Source organism: Paractinoplanes maris (genome assembly GCF_023544465.1).
GTDB lineage: Bacteria > Actinomycetota > Actinomycetes > Mycobacteriales > Micromonosporaceae > Actinoplanes > Actinoplanes maris.
The window spans coordinates 279,830-297,433 of the sequence record NZ_JALPVL010000004.1 but is presented as its reverse complement, the minus strand read 5'-3'; the positions used below and the strand labels follow the sequence as shown (position 1 = coordinate 297,433).

The following is a 17,604-nucleotide window of genomic DNA, read 5'->3' as shown; positions in this document are numbered from 1 at the left end:
AGGATCGCCGGACCCGCGGGTCAGGCGAAGGCCTCCGGGTGAAGGGACGCCAGAACGAACAGCACGCTCCCCACCTCCTCCGCGAGATCTGATCGGCGCGTCTGCACCGACGGTACGGTCGCCGCTACGGCAGCGAAACTGATTTCCGACCCACTAGGGTTCTCACCGTGACTATGGATCCACTAGTCCTTTTGACCGACGTAGATCGAGCCACCGACGAGCTGCTGCGCAGCGCGGCCGACCTTGATCCGGCGGCTGTGGGCTCGCCGTCCCGTTTGCCCGGGTGGACGGTCGGGCACGTGCTGACCCACGTGGCCCGCAACGCCGACGCGCTGACCAACCTGCTCACCACGGCCCGCACCGGTGTCGAGACCCCGCCGTACCCGTCGCCCGAGGCCCGCGAGACCGGCATCCAGGACGGCGCCGCCCGGCCGTTGCGCGACCAGCTCGAGGACATCCGCGCCTCGCACGAGCGCTTCGCCGACGCCGCCGCGGCCATGCCGGCCGAGGCCTGGGCGGTCTTCCTGCCCTGGCTGGGTCAGTCGGCGGCCGCCCTGCCGTGGACCCGCCTGCGCGAGGTGACCGTGCATCACGTCGACCTCGGCCTGGGTTACACGCCCGCCGAGTGGTCGGACGCGTTCTCGCTGCGCCTGCTGCGCGAGATCGTGGCCGGCGCGACGGACGACTGGCCCGCCCTGCAGCTGCGGCCCTACGGCATCGAGCACGTGCTGACCATCGGCTCCGCGCCCAGCCCGCCGGTCGTCGGCGGCCCGACCAGGTCGATCGCCGCCTGGCTGGCGGGCCGGCACGACGGCACCGACCTGACCGTCTCGCCCGACGGCGAGCTCCCGACCCCCGCGAGGTGGAAGTAACAGTGGCGTACACCGGTGAAGTGACCCGCGGCGGCGAGCCCGCCGTCCGTGACCTGGGCAGCCTGACCATCGTCAAGGTGTCGGTGGGCGAGATGGACAACAACGCCTACCTGCTGCGCAGCGGCGACGAGCAGATCCTGATCGACGCCGCCGCCGACGCGCGGACGCTGATCGACCTGGCCGGCCCGTCGGGCCTGGAGACGATCGTGACGACCCACCGCCACGGTGACCACTGGCAGGCGCTGGCCGAGGTGGTCGAGGCCACCGGCGCCTCGTCGCTCGCCCACACCGACGACGCCGCCGAGATCCCGGTCGTCACCGGCACCGTGCGCGAGGGCGACCTGGTCGCGGTGGGCGAGCACGCCCTCGAGGTGATCCACCTGGTCGGCCACACGCCCGGCTCGATCGCCCTGCTCTTCCAGGACCCGCGGGGCACCGCCCACCTGTTCACCGGCGACAGCCTCTTCCCGGGCGGCGTCGGCAACACCCGCGGCAACAAGGACAACTTCCAGTCCCTGCTCGACGACGTCGAACTGAAGCTGTTCAACCGGCTGCCCGACGACACCTGGTTCTATCCGGGCCACGGCAACGACTCCACGCTCGGCGAGCAGCGCCCCCACCTGGCCGAATGGCGCGAACGCGGCTGGTAGGAGCCGAACATCCGTTTGTCTTGACACCGGCCGTCCGCAGCCGATGGGCACGGCATGAGACGTGTCCCGGCCATCCTGGTGCCGACAGTGGCCGCGACGGCGGGCTCGTTGTCGGTGATCCTGCCGGGCACACCGACCGCCCACTGGTCCTACCTGATCACCTTCTGCGCCCTGGTCGCGCTGGCCTGGGGGCGGTGGCGCACCCTGCGGGGCCCGGCCCGATCCGGGTACGCCTTCATCGTGGCCGCCCTGTCGGTGTGGCTCGTCGGCGATCTGCTCTTCGACGCGCTGACCTGGCTCTTCGGCTCGCTGCCGGGCGTCTCCCCGTCCGACGCGCTGTGGATTTCGGGCTATCCCCTGCTGGCGGCCGGACTCGTGCGGCTCACCCAGCTGCGCGCGCCGGGCCGCCTGCGCGAGGGCCTGCTCGACGGCCTGGCCATGGCCACCGTGGTCGCCTGGCTGTTCTGGCAGTTCCTGATCCTGCCGGCCGTCGAGACCGAACGACTGTCGCTCGAGCTGGTCTTCGGCGCGTTCTACCCGTTCGGCGACGTGCTGCTGTTCGCCGCCATCGCCCTGCTCGTGCTTTCCCCGGGGTCGAAGCGAGGCCCGGCGCGCTACCTGGTCGCCGCGCTCGCGCTCACCCTGGCCGGGGATGTGGGCATCTCCGTCCTGCCGGAACTGTTCCCCCAGATGTCCCTGGACACCGACTGCCTGGACGGCCTGCTGCTCGTCGCCAACAGCCTGCTCGTGGCGGCGATGGTGCATCCGGAGGCCGGCCGGATCGCCGAGACGACCGCCGGGGACGAGCGGCTGCATCCGGCGCGGGTGATCTTCCTCGGCCTCTCGTTGCTGGTGCTGCCGGTGACGGCGGCTCTCCACTCGTTCGACAGCGTGCTCAGCCGCGCCTCCCTTCTGGTCTCGGTGGTGCTGCTGACCACGTTGATCCTCGTGCGGTTCGTCCTGGTCGTGCGGGAGCAGGAACGCATCCGGGCGGTCCTGACCGACCAGGCGGAACGCGACCAGCTGACCGGCCTGGCCAACCGTCCGGCACTGCTGTCACGCCTCGATCTGGCTCTGTCCCGGTCACGTGACGGCAATGGCGGACCCGTGGTCCTCTATCTCGACCTGGACGGCTTCAAGCAGGTCAACGACCGGTACGGGCACGCGGCCGGCGACTTCGTGCTGGTCGAGTTCGCCCGCCGGCTGGTCACCGCGATGCGCCCGGGTGACGTGGCCGCGCGTCTGGGCGGTGACGAGTTCGTGGTGCTGGCCGACGGCGTTTCCGGCGACGAGGACGCCCGCGCCCTGGTCGAGCGCCTCCGCGGGCTGGTGGCCCGGCCCGTACGCCGGGGGGACGACCTCTATCCGGTCGGGGTCAGCATCGGCGTGGCCACGGCCGCCCACCTGTCCCACCCCGACGCCGACGCGTTGCTGGCCGCGGCCGACGCCGAGATGTACGCGGAGAAGACGGCTCACGCGAGCGTGAAGGCGTTCAGGATCCCGGTGTAGTGCTTGGCCGGTGGCCGGGCGTACTCGTCACGGGCCGACGTGCGCAGGCCGAGTGTGACCAGCGACTGCACCATCAGGGTGGCCACGGTCACGCCGTCGACGACCGGGACGCCGAGCTCGGCCGAGACCCCGGCGGCCAGCCCGGCCAGGCCCGCGCAGCCGAGGACGATGGTGTCCGAGCCGTCGCGGTCCAGGGCCTGGCGGGCCAGATCGACCACCCGCTTGCGGGCCGACGGGTCGGTCTCCAGCTCGAGGACGGGCACCTCGCAGGCGTGCACGCCCCGGCAGGCGCCCGCCGCCACATAGCGACCGGCCAGGTCGTGCGCTCGTCCCCGCGTACGGGAAAGGGTCGTGACCACGCTGAAACCGCGACCGACCAGCGTGGCGGCGTGCATGGCCGCCTCGGCCAGGCCGACGACCGGGCCGGCCGCCAGCTCGCGGGCCGCGTCCAGACCCGGGTCGCCGAAGCAGGCCAGCACGTATCCGTCGGCGCCGGACCGCTCCCCCTCGGCGATCGCGGCCAGGACGCCCGGCACCGCCAGCGCCTCGTCGTAGTGACTTTCGATCGACGCCGGACCGGTCGCCGGGGTGACCGCTTCCACGACGGTGCCCGGGCCGGCGACGGCCCGGGCGTTCGCCGCGATCAGCGCGGTCATCGACACCGTGGTGTTGGGGTTGATGACCTGGATCCTCACGCGAACCGCGTCCGGCGGGTCAGCGCGAGGTAGACCACGAAGCCGAGGCCCATGCCGATGAACCAGCTGTACTGCGCGGTGGTGTGCATGCCGGGCCCACCGGTCCACAGCACCGGGATCATCGCGATGATCGCGCCGGCCGCGGTCGCGATGATCGCCGGCGGGTGGTAGCCCTTCTTGTAGTGGTAGCGGCCCTCGGGCGACATCGTGAACATGGCGTCGACGTCGACCTTCTGCCGGCGGATCAGGTAGTAGTCGGCGATCAGCACGCCGAACAGCGGGCCGATGAAGGCACCCAGCGTCTCCAGCGTGTAGTGGATGACCTCGGGGTTGTTGTAGAGGTTCCACGGAGTCAGCAGCACCGAGCCGACCGCGGCGATCATGCCGCCCATCCGCCAGCTGATCCGCTGCGGGCTGACGTTGGAGAAGTCGAAGGCCGGGGAGATGAAGTTGGCGACGATGTTGATGCCGATCGTGGCGATGGTGAAGGTCAGCGCGCCCAGGGCGATCGCGAACGTGCTGTCGATCCGCGACACGGTCTCGACCGGGTCGGTGATCAGCTCGCCGAAGACGGGCAGGGTCAGCGAAGCGGTGACGACCACGAGGATCGCGAAGAACAGGAAGTTCAGCGGCAGGCCGAGCAGGTTGCCCTTCTTGACCGCGCCGAACGATTTGCCGTACCGGGAGAAGTCACCGAAGTTGAGCATCGGGCCGGAGAAGTACGACACGACGAGCGCGACGGCCCCCAGCATGACCGGCACCGCGTCCCAGCCGTGGTACTTCACGTCACCCAGATTCAGGTCGATCTGGTTCCAGCCCGCCTTGTGGATCAGGTAGCCGCAGAGCAGGATCATGACGACGTAGACGGCCGGGCCGCAGAAGTCGATGAACTTGCGGATCGTCTCCATCCCGGTCCAGAACACGGCCGCCTGCAGGACCCAGAGCAGGGCGTACGTGCACCAGCCGAGCAGTGGCAGGCCGAGGAACCCGTACTGGTCGACATCGGCGTACGGGGCCAGGCTGGGCCAGAGCTTGAGCACCACGATGTCGAGGGCGGCCGAGGCCAGATAGGTCTGGATGCCGTACCAGGCGACCGCGATCACCCCGCGGATGATGGCCGGCACGTTGGCGCCGAGCACCCCGAACGCCACCCGGTTGATCACCGGATAGGGCACGCCGGTGACCTGGCTGGGCTTGGCCACCAGGTTGCAGAAGAAGTAGACGATGGTGATGCCGACCACCAGCGAGACCAGCACCTGCCAGCTCGACAGGCCCAGCGCGAACAGGCTGCCCGCGGTCACGTAGCCGCCGACGCTGTGCACGTCGGACATCCAGAAGGCGAAGATGTTGTAGGAGCCCCAGTGCTGTTTCGCGAGGGGCGCCAGGTCTTCGTTGGTCAGACGCGGATCGTACGAGGGTTTGATGACGCCGCTGCCGACCGGCATGCCGGCGGCTTCGACCACGTCCTGGGGCTTGCTCGTTGTGATGTCGGCCATGGCGGTCACGCTAGGAATCCGACGTTTCACCGCGATGAGCGGAACTGTATATCTTCAGCCTTCGATCTCGAACAGGCCGGTGTCCTGCGGCAGCGCACCGATCGCGGCCTGCAGCCGGTGATGGTGGACGGCGAAGACGGCGGTCAGCGCCTCCGGGTCGCGGGCGCAGAAGGCGGCGAGCATGCCCGCGTGATCGGCGTGCAGCAGCTCGCGCTCGGCACTGTCCAGATGCGACATCGGTTGCAGCGGTTCGGTCTGGTTCCAGGCCAGGTCGAGCATGTGCAGCAGGCGCCTCATCCGGCACGGCCGGATCAGCGCCAGGTGGAAACGCCGGCTCTCGCGGTGGTAGAGCCTGCCGTCGTACGCCCTGATCGCCTCGTCGAGGGCGGAGTGCGCCGCCCGGGCCTGCTCGTCGTCGTCCCGGCAGGCCAGCTCGACGGCCGCCCGCAGCCCGGCCGTCTCGAGGGCCTCGCGCACCAGGTAGATCTCGGCGAACTCGCGCACGGTCATCGTGGCCACGCGGTAACCGCCGTTGGGCCGGTGATCGACGAGCCCCTCACCGATCAAGGTCATCAGAGCTTCGCGTACGGGGATCCGGCTCACGCCGAAGGCGGTCGCGACGGCGTCGAGGGGGATGGCCGAACCCGGCGGCACCTGCCCGTCCAGGATGATGCCGCGCAGCTCGTCCAGGATGACGTTCTGCGGGCGGCCGAGCGGGCGGTCGGCCAGCCGGGAGACCAGGATCGACCGGCGACGTGGTCCTGGCATGCCCGGACCCTAGACCCGGCCGGTTACGAGGGCTTTTCCACCGCGTGCTGGTCGAGGTGCTCGCGCATCTGGTGGGCGAAGCCCTCGGCGAACATCAGCTGGTCGCGCAGGGCCTGCACCCGCGCCTCGGCGTCGGTGTGGAAGCCGGCCAGCCGCTCGAGCAGCGCCGCCCGGTCACCGGTGCCGGCGGTGAGGTCGTCGAGGATCCGCAGCAGGTCCCGCATCTCGTCCAGGGTGAAGCCGAGCGGTTTCATCCGCTTGACGACGCGCAGCCGGTCGAGGTCGGGCTCGGTGTAGAGCCGGAACCCGCCGTCGCTGCGGGCCGACGGCACGATCAGGCCGGCCTCCTCGTAATGGCGGATCGTGCGGATGCTCAGCCCGACCCGGTCGGCCGCCTCGCCGATCTGCATGCGCCCGGTCATGAGTTCAGTCTGCCCGCGAGGTTGTCGTGGAAGTTCGCGCTGGCCTCGTTGAGCCCGGTGATCTCGACGTGTTTGCCGTGCGCGGCGTACTTGGTGTTGATCGCGTCCAGGGCGGCGACCGACGACGCGTCCCAGATGTGCGCGCCGCTCATGTCGATGACCACGTGGTCGGGGTCGCCCGCGTAGTCGAACTGGTGCACGAGGTCGTTGCTCGAGGCGAAGAACAACTCCCCGCGTACGGAATAGGTGTTGCCGTCCTTGCTGACCTGGGTGAAGTGAGCGACCCGGCGCGCGAACACCACCATGGCGGCGAGCACGCCGAGCACCACGCCGATCGCCAGGTTGTGCGTGACCAGCGTGCCCGCCACGGTCACCACCATCACCGTGATCTCGCCCGCGGGCATGCGCCGGAGGGTGGCCGGGGCGATGCTGTGCCAGTCGAACGTGCCCACCGACACAATGATCATCACGGCGACCAGCGCGGCCATCGGGATCAGGGCCACCACGTCGCCCAGCACGACGACCAGGATCAGCAGGAACGTGCCGGCCAGGAAGGTCGACAGCCGGGTCCGGGCCCCCGAGACCTTCACGTTGATCATCGTCTGGCCGATCATCGCGCAGCCGCCCATGCCGCCGAAGAAGCCGGTGACGATGTTGGCCACGCCCTGCCCCCACGACTCGCGGGTCTTGTTCGACCGGGTGTCGGTGACGTCGTCGACCAGCTTGGCCGTCATCAGCGACTCCATCAGCCCGACCAGGGCGATCCCCACGGCGTAGGGGGCGATGATCTGCAGCGTGCCGAACGTGAACGGCACGTCGGGCAGGCCCAGCGTGGGCAGGCTGCCGGGCAGCGCGCCCTCGTCGCCGACGGTGGGCACGGCGACATGCGCGATCAGGGTGAACGCGGTGAGCAGGACGATCGCCACCAGCGGGGCCGGCACCGCGGTGGTCACCCGGGGCAGCAGCACGATGACGGCCAGGGCCACCGCCACCAGCGGATAGACCAGCCACGGGACGCCGATCAGGTGCGGCACCTGGGCGGTGAAGATGAGGATGGCCAGCGCGTTGACGAAGCCCACCATGACGCTGCGCGGGATGAACCGCATCAGCTTGGCCACCCCGGCCAGGGCCAGCACGATCTGCAGCAGACCACCGAGGATCACCGCCGCGACCAGGAAATCGAGACCGTACTGCTTGGCCAGGGGCGCCACGACCAGGGCGATGGCCCCGGTCGCGGCCGAGATCATCGCGGGCCGCCCGCCGGTGAAGGCGATCGTGACGGCCATGGTGAACGACGCGAACAGCCCCACCTCGGGGTCGACTCCGGCCAGGATGGAGAACGAGATCGCCTCCGGGATCAGGGCCAGCGCGACCACGAGGCCGGCCAGCACCTCGGTGCGCAGCACCCGGGGTGACGACAGCCAGGCCGGCCGGGTGAAGGTGGAGGTGACGCTCTGCGGCATGGCCGGTTGTTCCCTTTCGTCCGCGCCCTCGGTCCCGACGGCACGGGAGCCGACTCTACTCTTCCGTCAGAGGAGAGTCGCCGTCATCACGAGCGGAAGAACGCCCGCACGTCGTCGGCGAACATCTTCGGCTGCTCGGCGGAGAGGAAGTTGCCGCCGGCCGGCAGCTCGGTCCAATGGGTGACCGGCATGTCGCGCTCGGCGAAGCGGCGCACGGTGATGTCGGTGACGCCGAGGGCCACGCCCAGCGGCACGGTCGACTTCTCCTTCGGCGCCCACGCGCCCGGGTCGTGCGCCATCTCCCAGTACGTGGTGGCCGACGAACCGGCGGTGCCGGTGAACCAATAGAGGCTGACGTTGGTGAGCAGCAGATCGCGGTCGACCGCGTCCTCGGGCCGGGTGGCGGCCGGGTCGGTCCACTCCTGGAACTTCTCGGTGATCCAGGCCAGCTGACCGACCGGCGAGTCGTGCAGGCCGAAGGCGAGCGTCTGCGGCCGGGTCGACTGGATGGCGTTGAACCCCATCTTGTCGTCGCGGAAGTCCTGGAGCCGGCGCAGCCTGTCCTGCTCGGCCTCGGTGAGCCCCTCGAACTCGGCCGGGTCGCCCGACGGGAACGTGATGTGGCCGTTGACGTGGACGCCGATCACCCGGCCGGGTTGCTGCCGGCCCATCTCGACGGCGATGCCGGCCCCGCCACCGGTGCCCTGCACGCCGTACCGCTCGTAGCCGAGCCGGCTCATGATCTCGCCGAACGCGGCGGCGCTGCGCCCGGTCGTCCAGCCGGCACTGGTCAGCGGGCCCGAGAACGCGACGCCCGGGTTGCTCACCAGCACCAGGTGGAAGTCGGCGGTCAGCTCCTCGACGACCGGCAGGTAGAGCGCGAACGAGCCCGGCCAGTCGTGGCTGATCAGCAGCGGCGTGGCGGCCGGGTCGGCCGAGCGCACGTGGGCGAAGTGCAGCGTCTGACCGTCGACCTCGGTGCGGAACTGGGGCAACTCGTTGAGCCTGGCCTCGGCTGCGCGCCAGTCGAAGTCGCGCTCCCAATAGCGGGCGAGCTCCTTGAGGTAGTCGACCGGGACACCGCGCTGCCAGCCCTGGCCGGGGATCTCGCCGGTCCAGCGGGTGCGGGCCAGACGGTCGCGCAGGTCGTCGACATCAGCTTGGTCGACGGCGATACGGAAGGGGTGGATCTCGGTCATGGTGTCTCCCCGGTTCGCGGAACGGAATGCTTTGTTCCGCCTGACAGTAGCGGAGTGGAACGTTCCGTTCCAGTGGTAAGTTGTGCACATGACGTCAGGCCGGGCTCGCGAGGCCGCCCGCAACAGTGAGGCGATCCTGGCCGCGGCGCGCGATGTCTTCCTCGCCGACAGCCGGGCCCCGATCTCCGCCGTCGCCGAGCGCGCCGGGGTCGGCATCAGCGCGCTCTACCGGCGCTATCCGGGCAAGGAAGACCTGCTCCGGACGCTGTGCCACGACGGGCTGCGCCGCTTCATCGCGGTGGCCGAGCGGGCCGCGCTGGAGCCCGACGACTGGGCGGCGTTCGAGATCTTCCTGCGCGGCGTGGTCGAGGCCGACGTGCACTCGCTCACCGTGCACCTGGCCGGCACGTTCACCCCGACCGCCGAGATGAACGCCGACGCGATGCGGGCGAGCGACCTCGGTGACGCGCTGTTCGACCGGGCCCGCGGGCGCATGCGGGCGGGTGTCGTCCCCTCCGACATGACCATGCTGCTGGAGATGTGCGCCGCGGCCCGGGTGCCCGGGGCCGAGCGCACCACCGAGTTGCGCCGCCGCTACGTGACCCTGCTGCTCGACGGTCTGCGCGCCGAGGGCGAGCTGCCCGGCCCGCCACCGGAGCCCGCCGAGGCCAATTGGCGCTGGCGGGCCGTCTCCCCCACTCAACCGAGCCGGCCCACTCAACCCGCTCGGGACGCTCAGCCCTCAGCGGAAGGGAGCGCCGGGGCCGCTGGGGCTGGATAGGCTGAGGACGCCCAAACGGGTGATCGGGAGGTGTGCGGTGGAGATGCGGCACGATCCGATGCGGTGGGGGCAACCCCCGCCGCAGCAGCCGGAGCCGTGGCAGCAGCCGGGCATGGCGGGCTGGCTCGAGGAGAAGCTGTTCGATCAGCGCATCGTGCTGATTCGCGGGCAGCTCACCGCCGAGGGCGCCACCGGCGTCGCCGCCGCCCTGCTGACGCTCGACGCGGCCGGGCCGGCACCGGTGCAGCTGCATCTGGCCAGCCAGGGCGGCGAGCTCGGCGCGGCCCTCTCGGTCATCGACGTCATCGACGCGATGGCCGCCCCCGTGCACGCCGTCGTCACCTCACAGGCCGCGGGCGCGGTGGTCGCCCTGCTCGCCGCGGCCGAGCGGCGGGCCGCCTACCGGCACGCCCGGTTCAAGCTGAGCGAGCCGCGGTCCTCCGGTTTCGCCGGCACCGCCGACGAGGTCGCCCGGGCCGCCGGTCAGCACCTGCGCGAGCTCGAGGAGATCACCCTGCGGCTGGTCGAGGTGACCGGGCAGCCCCGCAGCCGGATCGAGGACGACATGTCGGCCGGGCGCAGCCTCACCGCACAGGAGGCCCTGGACTACGGGCTGATCGACGAGGTCGTCGGCAAGGCGTGACACAGAAAAGGGCCCCGGGAAAACCCGGGGCCCTTTTCTACAAGCTGATTCAGGAAGCGACCTTCACACCCATGGAGCGGGCGGTGCCGGCGACGATCTGGATCGCGGCGTCGAGGTCGTTCGCGTTCAGGTCGGGGAGCTTGCGCTCGGCGATCTCCTTGACCTGAGTCGTGCTCAGCGTGCCGACGGTCTGGGTCAGCGGGTTGGACGCGCCCGACTGGATGCCCAGGGCCTTACGGATCAGGAAGCTCGTCGGCGGCGTCTTGTAGGCCAGCGCGTGGCTGCGGTCCTCGAAGACGCTGACGATCACCGGAATGATCTCGCCGCGGTTCTTCGCCGTCGCCTCGTCGTACTCGACCTTGACCGCACGCATGTTGGCCCCGGTCGGACCAAGCATCTTGCCGAGGTCGACCATCGCGGCGTTACCCGCCTCAAGCGCGAGGGTTACCTCATGGGTCTTTTTCTTGGGCGGCATTGCGTAAGGCTCCTTAAGGTGAGCTGCACGGGCCGTCTTGAGAACGCAGCTCGCCAGCTTCTTCGACACACGACAACCCCGAGACCTTACACTCGCCGCTGGAAGCGGGTCAAAACAGGTCTCGGGTCTGCCGACAAGTGTATCTCGGCGCTCAGAACTGGTCGCACTCGCACCGGTTCATCAGCGAGCGCACCGCCGCCACGTACTTCGGATTGGGCAGCGTCTTGCTCTGCGCCGCCGCCTCGATACCGCCCTGACCTGCGTTGTAACCCGAGATGACAACGTTGAGCAGGCACCACGACGTGTGCGACTTGCACTTGCTGGGACTGAGGTTGTAGTTCTCGCCGAAGTAGTTCTGCCCCGCCCATCGGGTGAACCAGGCCATGTAGTTGGCGCCGGCGAACGCGTTGTCCTTGTAGTTCTGGGCGTCGTACTCCAGCCCGAACCGGCCGTTGATGAAATCGACGGTGTCGGGCATCACCTGCATGACGCCGGTGCCGCCGTCGCAGTTGTGGATGTTGGTCTGCCAGCCACTCTCCTGCCATGCGACCGCCTTGACCAGGGGATAGTTCAACTTCAAGGTCGGCGCTTCGGTACGCCAGTAGACGCGCGCCGAGGCGGCCTTGAGCGCCTTCTTGACGGTCCGGCGCGGCACCGGCTTCGTCTTGTCCTTGCGCGCGCACGCCGGCAGCTCGCTCCAGAAGGCGGGCTCGGTGGGCTCGGCCGCCTTGGTCGTCGGCTTGCGGGACGGCTTCTTCGTGGTCGGCGCCGGGGTCGGCGACTCCGTGACCTCGGCGATCGGCTCCGGCTCCCCGGTCGGCTCGGGTGACGCACTCACCTCGGACGCCACCGAAGCCGGCGCGGCCACGTCGTCGTCCTTGCCGCCGGCCAGGCCACACCCCGCAGCCATGATCAACGCGGCCACCGCCGCGCCAACTTTCACTCCTCGCGCCATCAACCCGACCTTCCTCCCCGTTCGTCCTGTGCTGGCGCACGGTAGGCCTTCGTCCCGGTTCGGCGCTGCACCCTTAAAGCAGGGCTGAAACGTCGATCGACCCCGACCCGCGACCGCAACTTTCTCCGGGGACAATGGGTGTATGCAGACCCGCACCGACCTACGCAACGTCGCCATCATCGCCCACGTCGACCATGGCAAAACCACCCTGGTCGACGCCATGCTGCGCCAGGGGAGCCAGTCCCACGCACGGGGCGAGATGGCCGACCGCGTCATGGACTCCGGAGACCTGGAGCGGGAAAAGGGCATCACCATTCTCGCCAAGAACACGGCGATCAGCTACCGGCCCTCCGGGACCGACGAGCCCGTCACGATCAACATCATCGACACCCCCGGCCACGCCGACTTCGGCGGCGAGGTCGAGCGCGGGCTCACGATGGTCGACGGGGTTGCCCTGCTCGTCGACGCGTCCGAGGGCCCGCTGCCGCAGACGCGATTCGTGCTCCGCAAGGCGCTGGCCGCCAAGCTGCCGATCATCCTGATCATCAACAAGGTCGACCGTCCCGACGCCCGGATCAAGGAGGTCGTCGACGAGACGTACGAGCTCTTCCTCGACCTCGACGCCGACGAGCACCAGATCGAGTTCCCGATCGTCTACGCGTGCGCCCGCGACGGCATCGCCTCACTCAACCAGCCCAAGGACGGCACCGTCCCCGAGGACGCGACCGACCTCGAGGTGCTGTTCAACACGATTCTCGAGACCATTCCCGCGCCGACCTACACCGAGGGCGCGCCGCTGCAGGCGCACGTCGTCAACCTCGACGCCTCCAACTTCCTCGGTCGTCTCGCGCTGTGCCGCGTGCACGAGGGCACCATCCGCAAGGGCCAGACCGTGGCCTGGTGCAAGACCGACGGCACGATCAGCAACGTCCGGATCTCGGAGCTGCTGATCACCGAGGGCCTCGAGCGCAAGCCGGCCGAGAGCGCCGGCCCGGGCGACATCATGGCCGTCGCCGGCATCGCCGACATCATGATCGGTGAGACCCTGGCCGACGCGGAAAACCCGATCCCGCTCCCCCTGATCACCGTCGACGAGCCGGCCATCTCGATGGTCCTCGGCACCAATACGTCGCCGCTGGTCGGCAAGGTCAAGGGGGCCAAGGTCACGGCCCGCATGGTCAAGGACCGCCTCGACCGCGAGCTCATCGGCAACGTCTCGCTGCGCATCCTCAACACCGAGCGGCCCGACGCCTGGGAGGTGCAGGGTCGTGGCGAGCTCGCCCTGGCCATCCTGGTCGAGCAGATGCGCCGGGAGAACTACGAGCTCACCGTGGGCAAGCCGCAGGTGGTCACCAAGACCATCGACGGCAAGGTCCACGAGCCGGTCGAGCGCCTGACGATCGACGCCCCCGACGAATACATGGGCGCCATCACCACCCTGCTGTCCACCCGCAAGGGCCGGATGGAAGAGCTGATCAACCACGGCACCGGCTGGCTGCGCATGGAGTGGCTCGTCCCGGCGCGCGGCCTGATCGGCTTCCGCACCGAGTTCCTCACCGAGACCCGCGGCACCGGCATCATGCACCACCTGTTCGAGGACTACGAGCCGTGGTTCGGCGAGCTGCGCACCCGCAGCAACGGCTCGATGGTGGCCGACCGGGCCGGCGCCGTCACCGGCTTCGCGATGATCAACCTGCAGGAGCGCGGCCAGCTCTTCGTCGAGCCGGCCACCGAGGTGTACGAGGGCATGATCGTCGGCGAGAACTCGCGCGAGGACGACATGGACGTCAACATCACCAAGGAGAAAAAGCTCACCAACATGCGGGCCGCCGCCGCCGACAACACCGAACGGCTGATCCCGCCGCGCAAGCTCTCCCTGGAGCAGGCGCTCGAGTTCTGCCGCGAGGACGAGTGCGTCGAGGTGACGCCGGCCGCGGTGCGCATCCGCAAGGTCGTGCTCGACCAGCAGACCCGAGGCCGCGCCGCCGCCCGCCGCAAACACCAGCAGTAGTCCACCGTCGAAGGTTCGTAAATCGCCACGTCAACGGCAGATGTCGTAGCGGGGTGAGTGGTACGGACCGCTGCTCCCGCCGAGGGCCCGGGCAGGGCGAGCAGGGCGCTGGCGCGCCCAGAGCGCTCGCCCCACCCGGGCGACCTGCGTGAGCGGTCACCCTCGAAACCAATCAACCCCTCAGGCCGCCCGGCTTGAGGGGTTGATCTTTGTATTGGGCGTTACCCATCACTCACGTCGCGTGGGTGGGGTGAGCGTTCTGGGCGCGCCAGCGACCAGCTCGCCCCGCCCGCGCGTTCGGCGGGAGTGCCCTGTGTCAACCATTGGGTTGTGGAACTTTGTGGAGCAGGGTTTGGAGGGCTTGATGCTGGGCGGGGTCGTAGGGGGTGGTCCAGCATTTCCAGATCACGGCGAGCCAGGCGCAGGCGAGGATGCGGATGGCGTGGTTGTGTTTCTTGCCGCGGGCACGGGCACGGGCGTAGAGGTCGGCCGGCCACGGGTTCGCTCGGCGGCTGCCGTCGGCGAAGTCGCAGACCGCGGCGCGCAGCTGTTTGTCGACAGCCCAGCGGAACGCGACCACCCGGGTTTTGCCGGACTGCCGGGTCGCGGGGGTTTTCCCAGTCGACACCCGCGAGCATCGCTTCCGCCGACCCCACCTGCTCAGGCACCCTCAACACTGCTTGACCTCGCTGCTCGTATCAGCTGGACAAGCACCTGGCGGGTCCCGGGACATCACTGCCGGACGCTCATTGAAGGCGCTCAACGGCGCAGTAGCCCTGTCGCCAGTCGGGATGTCCCGGACCGCCAGACCCCCGCAAGCCCTCAACCCGGGGTCAGCAACGGTGGGCGGTGAACCCGACGGCCCAGATGCTGCCCCGCCCTACCGGGCCGGGGCAGCATCAATGGTCCAGCAATGAGCAGCGGTCCGAACCACCCACACCGCTACGACATGACCTGCTCTGGTAATTGATCCCGCCGGCTCTGGACGTTGCTCCAGTGGTTGGAGCCGCCGCTCTTGGCGTCGTGTTGGTCTAGTGGTTGGAGGCTGCCAGTTGTTTTTTGGCGTCTCGGGAGGATTTGACGAGGCTGGCGGCGGTGGCGATGCCCAGGGTGCCGATGATGATCAGCAGACTCAGCCAGATCGGGATCTCCGGCGCCCAGTGCACTCCGTGGCCACCGTTGATGAACGGGATGGTGTTGGTGTGCAGCGCCTCGAGGAAGAGCTTGACGCCGATGAAGGCGAGCACCGCTGACAGGCCGTAATTGAGGTAGACGAGCCGCTCGAGCAGACCGCCCAGCAGGAAGAACAGCTGGCGCAGACCCATCAGGGCGAAGACGTTGGCCGTGAAGACCAGGTACGGCTCCTTGGTGATGCCGAAGATCGCCGGGATCGAGTCGAGCGCGAAGAGCAGGTCGGTCGTGCCGATCGCGATCATCACGATCAGCATCGGCGTGAACAGCCGCTTGCCGGTCTCGGTGACCACGGTCATCGTGCCGGGGCCGAACGACGACGAAACCGGCAGGGCGCGCTTGGCCCAGCGGATCAGCATGTTCTCCTTGAAGTCGTCCTCGTCGTTCTCCCCCTCCTTGAGCAGGGAGATCGCCGTGTAGACGAGGAACGCGCCGAAGATGTAGAAGACCCAGGAGAACTGCGCGATCAGCGCGGCACCGGCCGCGATGAACGCGCCGCGCATGAGCAGGGCCAGCACGATGCCGATGAGCAGCACCTTCTGCTGGAGCTGCCGCGGCACGGCGAACCGGCCCATGATGATCATGAAGATGAAGAGGTTGTCGACGCTCAGCGAGTATTCGGTGAGCCAGCCGGTGTAGAACTCCGCGGCGGGCTGCCCACCGGCGAAGAACCAGATGCCGGCTCCGAAGGCGAGGGCGAGCGCCACGTAGAAGGCGACCCAGCCACCCGACTCCTTCATCGAGGGCTCATGCGGTCGACGGCCGACGATCAGCAGGTCGACGGCGAGGACCGCGAGGACGGCAACCAGGGTGACGATCCAGACCCAGGCGGAAATATTCAAGCTATGCCTCCGGCAGACACGGTGCGGCGCTGCGCCCGCACCGGGTGGCGGGAACAGCGGCGTGCGACTGTCGGAGGTCTCTTCCGCCGCCTGCGGCGACCGCCGGCCCCGGGCGCGCCCTGTAGGGGGTGGGCGCTCCGTGTTGACGAGACCGGCACGAGGGAATACTCCCCTCCTACGGCGCTATTGTGTCGCATCGGGCGGCACAACGGCAGGGCACCCCGGCAAACCGTGTCGAGTCTCATCTTCGCGGTAAGCTCCGGGCATCCATCTCCACGCTACCTCCAGCTCATCGCACCCGCTCTAGGCATCCTAGGAACCTAGATTGATGAGGTCTGTGGGAGGCTGTCGGTCATGGTTCTCGAGGTCGCCCTGATCGACATCATCCCCGGCTCCGAAGGGGCTTTCGCCGCCGCCTACAAGAGCGCCCACCCGATTCTGGCCGGCACCCCGGGCTGCCGTTCGGTCCGGATGACCCGGGGCGTCGAGTCACCGTCCCGCTTCGTGCTCCTGGTCGAGTGGGAGAGCGTCGAGGCCCACTTGGAGAATTTCCGCAACAGCGAGCGCTTTCCCCAGTGGCGCGACCGGATCGGCGAGTTCTTCGCCAAGCCACCCCTGGTGGAGCACTACCTGGACGTCCCAGCCGGCACTCACTCCGACGCCGGCCACATCATCCCCGAGTGACCACCCCGCACCTTTGTTGCGAGCCCGCGCTGATCTGCTCTGACCAGCACCGCCGTTCCCCCGCTGAGTCCAGAGCCGGACCGCCGTATAGGCCTCAGCCGGACAGCAGGCAGCAGCCCACAGCCCGTGCGGCACAGCAAGCCACGGCCGGACGGCACAGCAGGCCACGGGCCGGACGGCGGTTCTGCCCCCAGCCGGAGGGCGGTTCAGTCTTCGGCGGGGTTGCCCTTTGTCAAGCAGTAGATGCCGCCGGCCGGGTCGCGGAACGTCGTCCAGTGCGGCCACTCGCCGAGGAAGGTCGCGCCCAGTGACTCGTGCCAGCGGCGCGCGGCTGGGATGTCGGAGCACGACACGTCCAGGTGAGCCGACGCGGGGCGTTCCTCGCCGAGCCGCTGCAGCAGGAACCGGACGGGAATCGGCGGCTCGGGTTGCAACCGCACGAATTCGTCCTCCTTCTCACCCTCGTCGAGCCGCCAGCCGGTCACGGTCTGCCAGAACCGCACCTCTTCGTCGTACACCGAAGGGGCGAGATCCAAGCAGAGCTGATGCGGCCGCAGCGTCACCCCGTCGGGACCGTTGAAGGGCCTCGGACGTACGTGTTGATCACGCACCTCAGCCGTGCAGAACGGCAGTCCAGCCGGCGACCGGAGCGTCTGCCAGCTGCCATGATCAGCCAGCAGGGTTGCCCCGGCCGTGAACGCCCGCCCGTTGAAGCCGGCCAGATCATCCACCCAGAGATCAGGGTGATGGCCGCCGCTCCCTTCACGGACACCCTGGATCTCGAGCCAGTCGTCGCCCGCCGCCGTCTTCAGCCGCACAAAGCCGGGATCTTTCTGCGGCGCCGGCTGCGAGCCGGTCACCGTCGCCCAGAACGCCACCGCGGCATCCAGCGACTCGTTCGGCCGGTCGAGGAAGGCATCCACCCACCGGATCATCGAAGTCACACCT

The 17,604-nt window shown here is 69.2% G+C and carries 18 protein-coding genes; 7 read left to right on the top strand and 11 right to left on the bottom strand.

What is annotated here, in order from left to right; translation table 11 throughout:
* The first annotated feature begins 167 nt into the window (after positions 1-167).
* From NAG42_RS13455 to NAG42_RS44065, 3 genes are read left to right on the top strand one after another with little or no spacing between them, the layout of a single operon-like run.
* A complete protein-coding gene (locus NAG42_RS13455) occupies positions 168-872 on the top strand; it encodes a maleylpyruvate isomerase family mycothiol-dependent enzyme (RefSeq protein WP_250030570.1) in 705 nt (234 codons plus the stop codon).
* Positions 873-874: 2 nt separating this feature from the next.
* Positions 875-1,522, top strand: coding sequence for an MBL fold metallo-hydrolase (locus tag NAG42_RS13450; RefSeq protein WP_250030569.1), 648 nt, complete (start codon positions 875-877; stop codon positions 1,520-1,522).
* Between the two features lie 54 nt (positions 1,523-1,576).
* The gene (locus tag NAG42_RS44065; protein ID WP_284045273.1) at positions 1,577-3,031 is read left to right on the top strand and encodes a diguanylate cyclase domain-containing protein; all 1,455 of its coding nucleotides are present in this window, start codon (positions 1,577-1,579) and stop codon (positions 3,029-3,031) included.
* On the opposite strand, the gene NAG42_RS13440 is transcribed toward NAG42_RS44065, so the two are convergent.
* The 6 genes from NAG42_RS13440 to NAG42_RS13415 form a co-directional block, all read right to left on the bottom strand.
* Complete coding sequence (locus tag NAG42_RS13440) at positions 2,995-3,726, bottom strand: aspartate/glutamate racemase family protein (RefSeq protein WP_250030568.1); 732 nt, start codon at positions 3,724-3,726, stop codon at positions 2,995-2,997. The two genes, NAG42_RS44065 and NAG42_RS13440, sit on opposite strands and share 37 nt — an antisense overlap.
* Positions 3,723-5,222, bottom strand: coding sequence for an NCS1 family nucleobase:cation symporter-1 (locus NAG42_RS13435; protein ID WP_250030567.1), 1,500 nt, complete (start codon positions 5,220-5,222; stop codon positions 3,723-3,725). Before NAG42_RS13435 ends, NAG42_RS13440 begins: the two co-directional genes overlap by 4 nt.
* A 54-nt stretch (positions 5,223-5,276) precedes the next feature.
* Positions 5,277-5,990: a GntR family transcriptional regulator gene (locus NAG42_RS13430; RefSeq protein WP_250030566.1), complete on the bottom strand. Its 714-nt coding sequence runs from the start codon at positions 5,988-5,990 to the stop codon at positions 5,277-5,279.
* Between the two features lie 23 nt (positions 5,991-6,013).
* A complete protein-coding gene (locus NAG42_RS13425) occupies positions 6,014-6,412 on the bottom strand; it encodes a MerR family transcriptional regulator (RefSeq protein ID WP_250030565.1) in 399 nt (132 codons plus the stop codon).
* The gene (locus NAG42_RS13420; protein ID WP_250030564.1) at positions 6,409-7,875 is read right to left on the bottom strand and encodes a SulP family inorganic anion transporter; all 1,467 of its coding nucleotides are present in this window, start codon (positions 7,873-7,875) and stop codon (positions 6,409-6,411) included. Before NAG42_RS13420 ends, NAG42_RS13425 begins: the two co-directional genes overlap by 4 nt.
* 86 nt (positions 7,876-7,961) lie before the next feature.
* Complete coding sequence (locus tag NAG42_RS13415; protein WP_250030563.1) at positions 7,962-9,074, bottom strand: epoxide hydrolase family protein; 1,113 nt, start codon at positions 9,072-9,074, stop codon at positions 7,962-7,964.
* Positions 9,075-9,162: 88 nt separating this feature from the next.
* On the opposite strand from NAG42_RS13415, the gene NAG42_RS13410 reads away from it, so the two are divergent.
* Together NAG42_RS13410 and NAG42_RS13405 are read left to right on the top strand one after the other, a co-directional pair.
* On the top strand, positions 9,163-9,855 hold the full coding sequence (locus NAG42_RS13410) for a TetR/AcrR family transcriptional regulator (protein WP_250030562.1): 693 nt from the start codon (positions 9,163-9,165) through the stop codon (positions 9,853-9,855).
* Positions 9,856-9,898: 43 nt separating this feature from the next.
* Entirely contained in the window at positions 9,899-10,498 is a 600-nt protein-coding gene (locus NAG42_RS13405; RefSeq protein WP_250030561.1) for an ATP-dependent Clp protease proteolytic subunit, read from the top strand.
* 49 nt (positions 10,499-10,547) lie between these two features.
* Here NAG42_RS13405 and NAG42_RS13400 read toward each other — a convergent pair whose 3' ends face one another.
* Positions 10,548-11,042 carry an uL11 family ribosomal protein gene (locus tag NAG42_RS13400; protein ID WP_250030560.1) on the bottom strand — a complete coding sequence of 165 codons (495 nt, stop codon included), beginning with the start codon at positions 11,040-11,042 and terminating at the stop codon, positions 10,548-10,550.
* Positions 11,043-11,124: 82 nt separating this feature from the next.
* On the bottom strand, positions 11,125-11,928 hold the full coding sequence (locus NAG42_RS13395; RefSeq protein ID WP_250030559.1) for a transglycosylase SLT domain-containing protein: 804 nt from the start codon (positions 11,926-11,928) through the stop codon (positions 11,125-11,127).
* Between the two features lie 142 nt (positions 11,929-12,070).
* On the opposite strand from NAG42_RS13395, the gene typA reads away from it, so the two are divergent.
* Complete coding sequence (gene typA / locus NAG42_RS13390; protein WP_250030558.1) at positions 12,071-13,939, top strand: translational GTPase TypA; 1,869 nt, start codon at positions 12,071-12,073, stop codon at positions 13,937-13,939.
* A 316-nt stretch (positions 13,940-14,255) separates the two neighbouring features.
* On the opposite strand, the gene NAG42_RS13385 is transcribed toward typA, so the two are convergent.
* On the bottom strand, positions 14,256-14,567 hold the full coding sequence (locus tag NAG42_RS13385; RefSeq protein ID WP_250030557.1) for a hypothetical protein: 312 nt from the start codon (positions 14,565-14,567) through the stop codon (positions 14,256-14,258).
* A 403-nt stretch (positions 14,568-14,970) separates the two neighbouring features.
* A complete protein-coding gene (locus tag NAG42_RS13380; RefSeq protein ID WP_250030882.1) occupies positions 14,971-15,966 on the bottom strand; it encodes a TerC family protein in 996 nt (331 codons plus the stop codon).
* Between the two features lie 360 nt (positions 15,967-16,326).
* Between NAG42_RS13380 and NAG42_RS13375 the strand changes: the two genes are divergently transcribed.
* Complete coding sequence (locus NAG42_RS13375) at positions 16,327-16,656, top strand: antibiotic biosynthesis monooxygenase family protein (RefSeq protein ID WP_250030556.1); 330 nt, start codon at positions 16,327-16,329, stop codon at positions 16,654-16,656.
* A gap of 206 nt (positions 16,657-16,862) precedes the next feature.
* Here the strand turns inward: NAG42_RS13375 and NAG42_RS13370 are convergent, their stop codons facing one another.
* Entirely contained in the window at positions 16,863-17,591 is a 729-nt protein-coding gene (locus NAG42_RS13370) for a VOC family protein (protein ID WP_250030555.1), read from the bottom strand.
* Positions 17,592-17,604: the final 13 nt, after the last annotated feature.

What these genes read in the sequence shown, in the direction of transcription:
- NAG42_RS13415 (WP_250030563.1), bottom strand. Translation starts at nt 9,074, where the DNA reads ATGACCGAGATCCACCCCTTCCGTATCGCCGTCGACCAAGCTGATGTC.
- NAG42_RS13430 (WP_250030566.1), bottom strand. Translation starts at nt 5,990, where the DNA reads ATGCCAGGACCACGTCGCCGGTCGATCCTGGTCTCCCGGCTGGCCGAC.
- NAG42_RS44065 (WP_284045273.1), top strand. Translation starts at nt 1,577, where the DNA reads ATGAGACGTGTCCCGGCCATCCTGGTGCCGACAGTGGCCGCGACGGCG.
- NAG42_RS13375 (WP_250030556.1), top strand. Translation starts at nt 16,327, where the DNA reads ATGGTTCTCGAGGTCGCCCTGATCGACATCATCCCCGGCTCCGAAGGG.
- NAG42_RS13395 (WP_250030559.1), bottom strand. Translation starts at nt 11,928, where the DNA reads ATGGCGCGAGGAGTGAAAGTTGGCGCGGCGGTGGCCGCGTTGATCATG.
- NAG42_RS13370 (WP_250030555.1), bottom strand. Translation starts at nt 17,591, where the DNA reads ATGATCCGGTGGGTGGATGCCTTCCTCGACCGGCCGAACGAGTCGCTG.
- NAG42_RS13410 (WP_250030562.1), top strand. Translation starts at nt 9,163, where the DNA reads ATGACGTCAGGCCGGGCTCGCGAGGCCGCCCGCAACAGTGAGGCGATC.
- typA (WP_250030558.1), top strand. Translation starts at nt 12,071, where the DNA reads ATGCAGACCCGCACCGACCTACGCAACGTCGCCATCATCGCCCACGTC.
- NAG42_RS13420 (WP_250030564.1), bottom strand. Translation starts at nt 7,875, where the DNA reads ATGCCGCAGAGCGTCACCTCCACCTTCACCCGGCCGGCCTGGCTGTCG.
- NAG42_RS13425 (WP_250030565.1), bottom strand. Translation starts at nt 6,412, where the DNA reads ATGACCGGGCGCATGCAGATCGGCGAGGCGGCCGACCGGGTCGGGCTG.
- NAG42_RS13435 (WP_250030567.1), bottom strand. Translation starts at nt 5,222, where the DNA reads ATGGCCGACATCACAACGAGCAAGCCCCAGGACGTGGTCGAAGCCGCC.
- NAG42_RS13405 (WP_250030561.1), top strand. Translation starts at nt 9,899, where the DNA reads ATGCGGCACGATCCGATGCGGTGGGGGCAACCCCCGCCGCAGCAGCCG.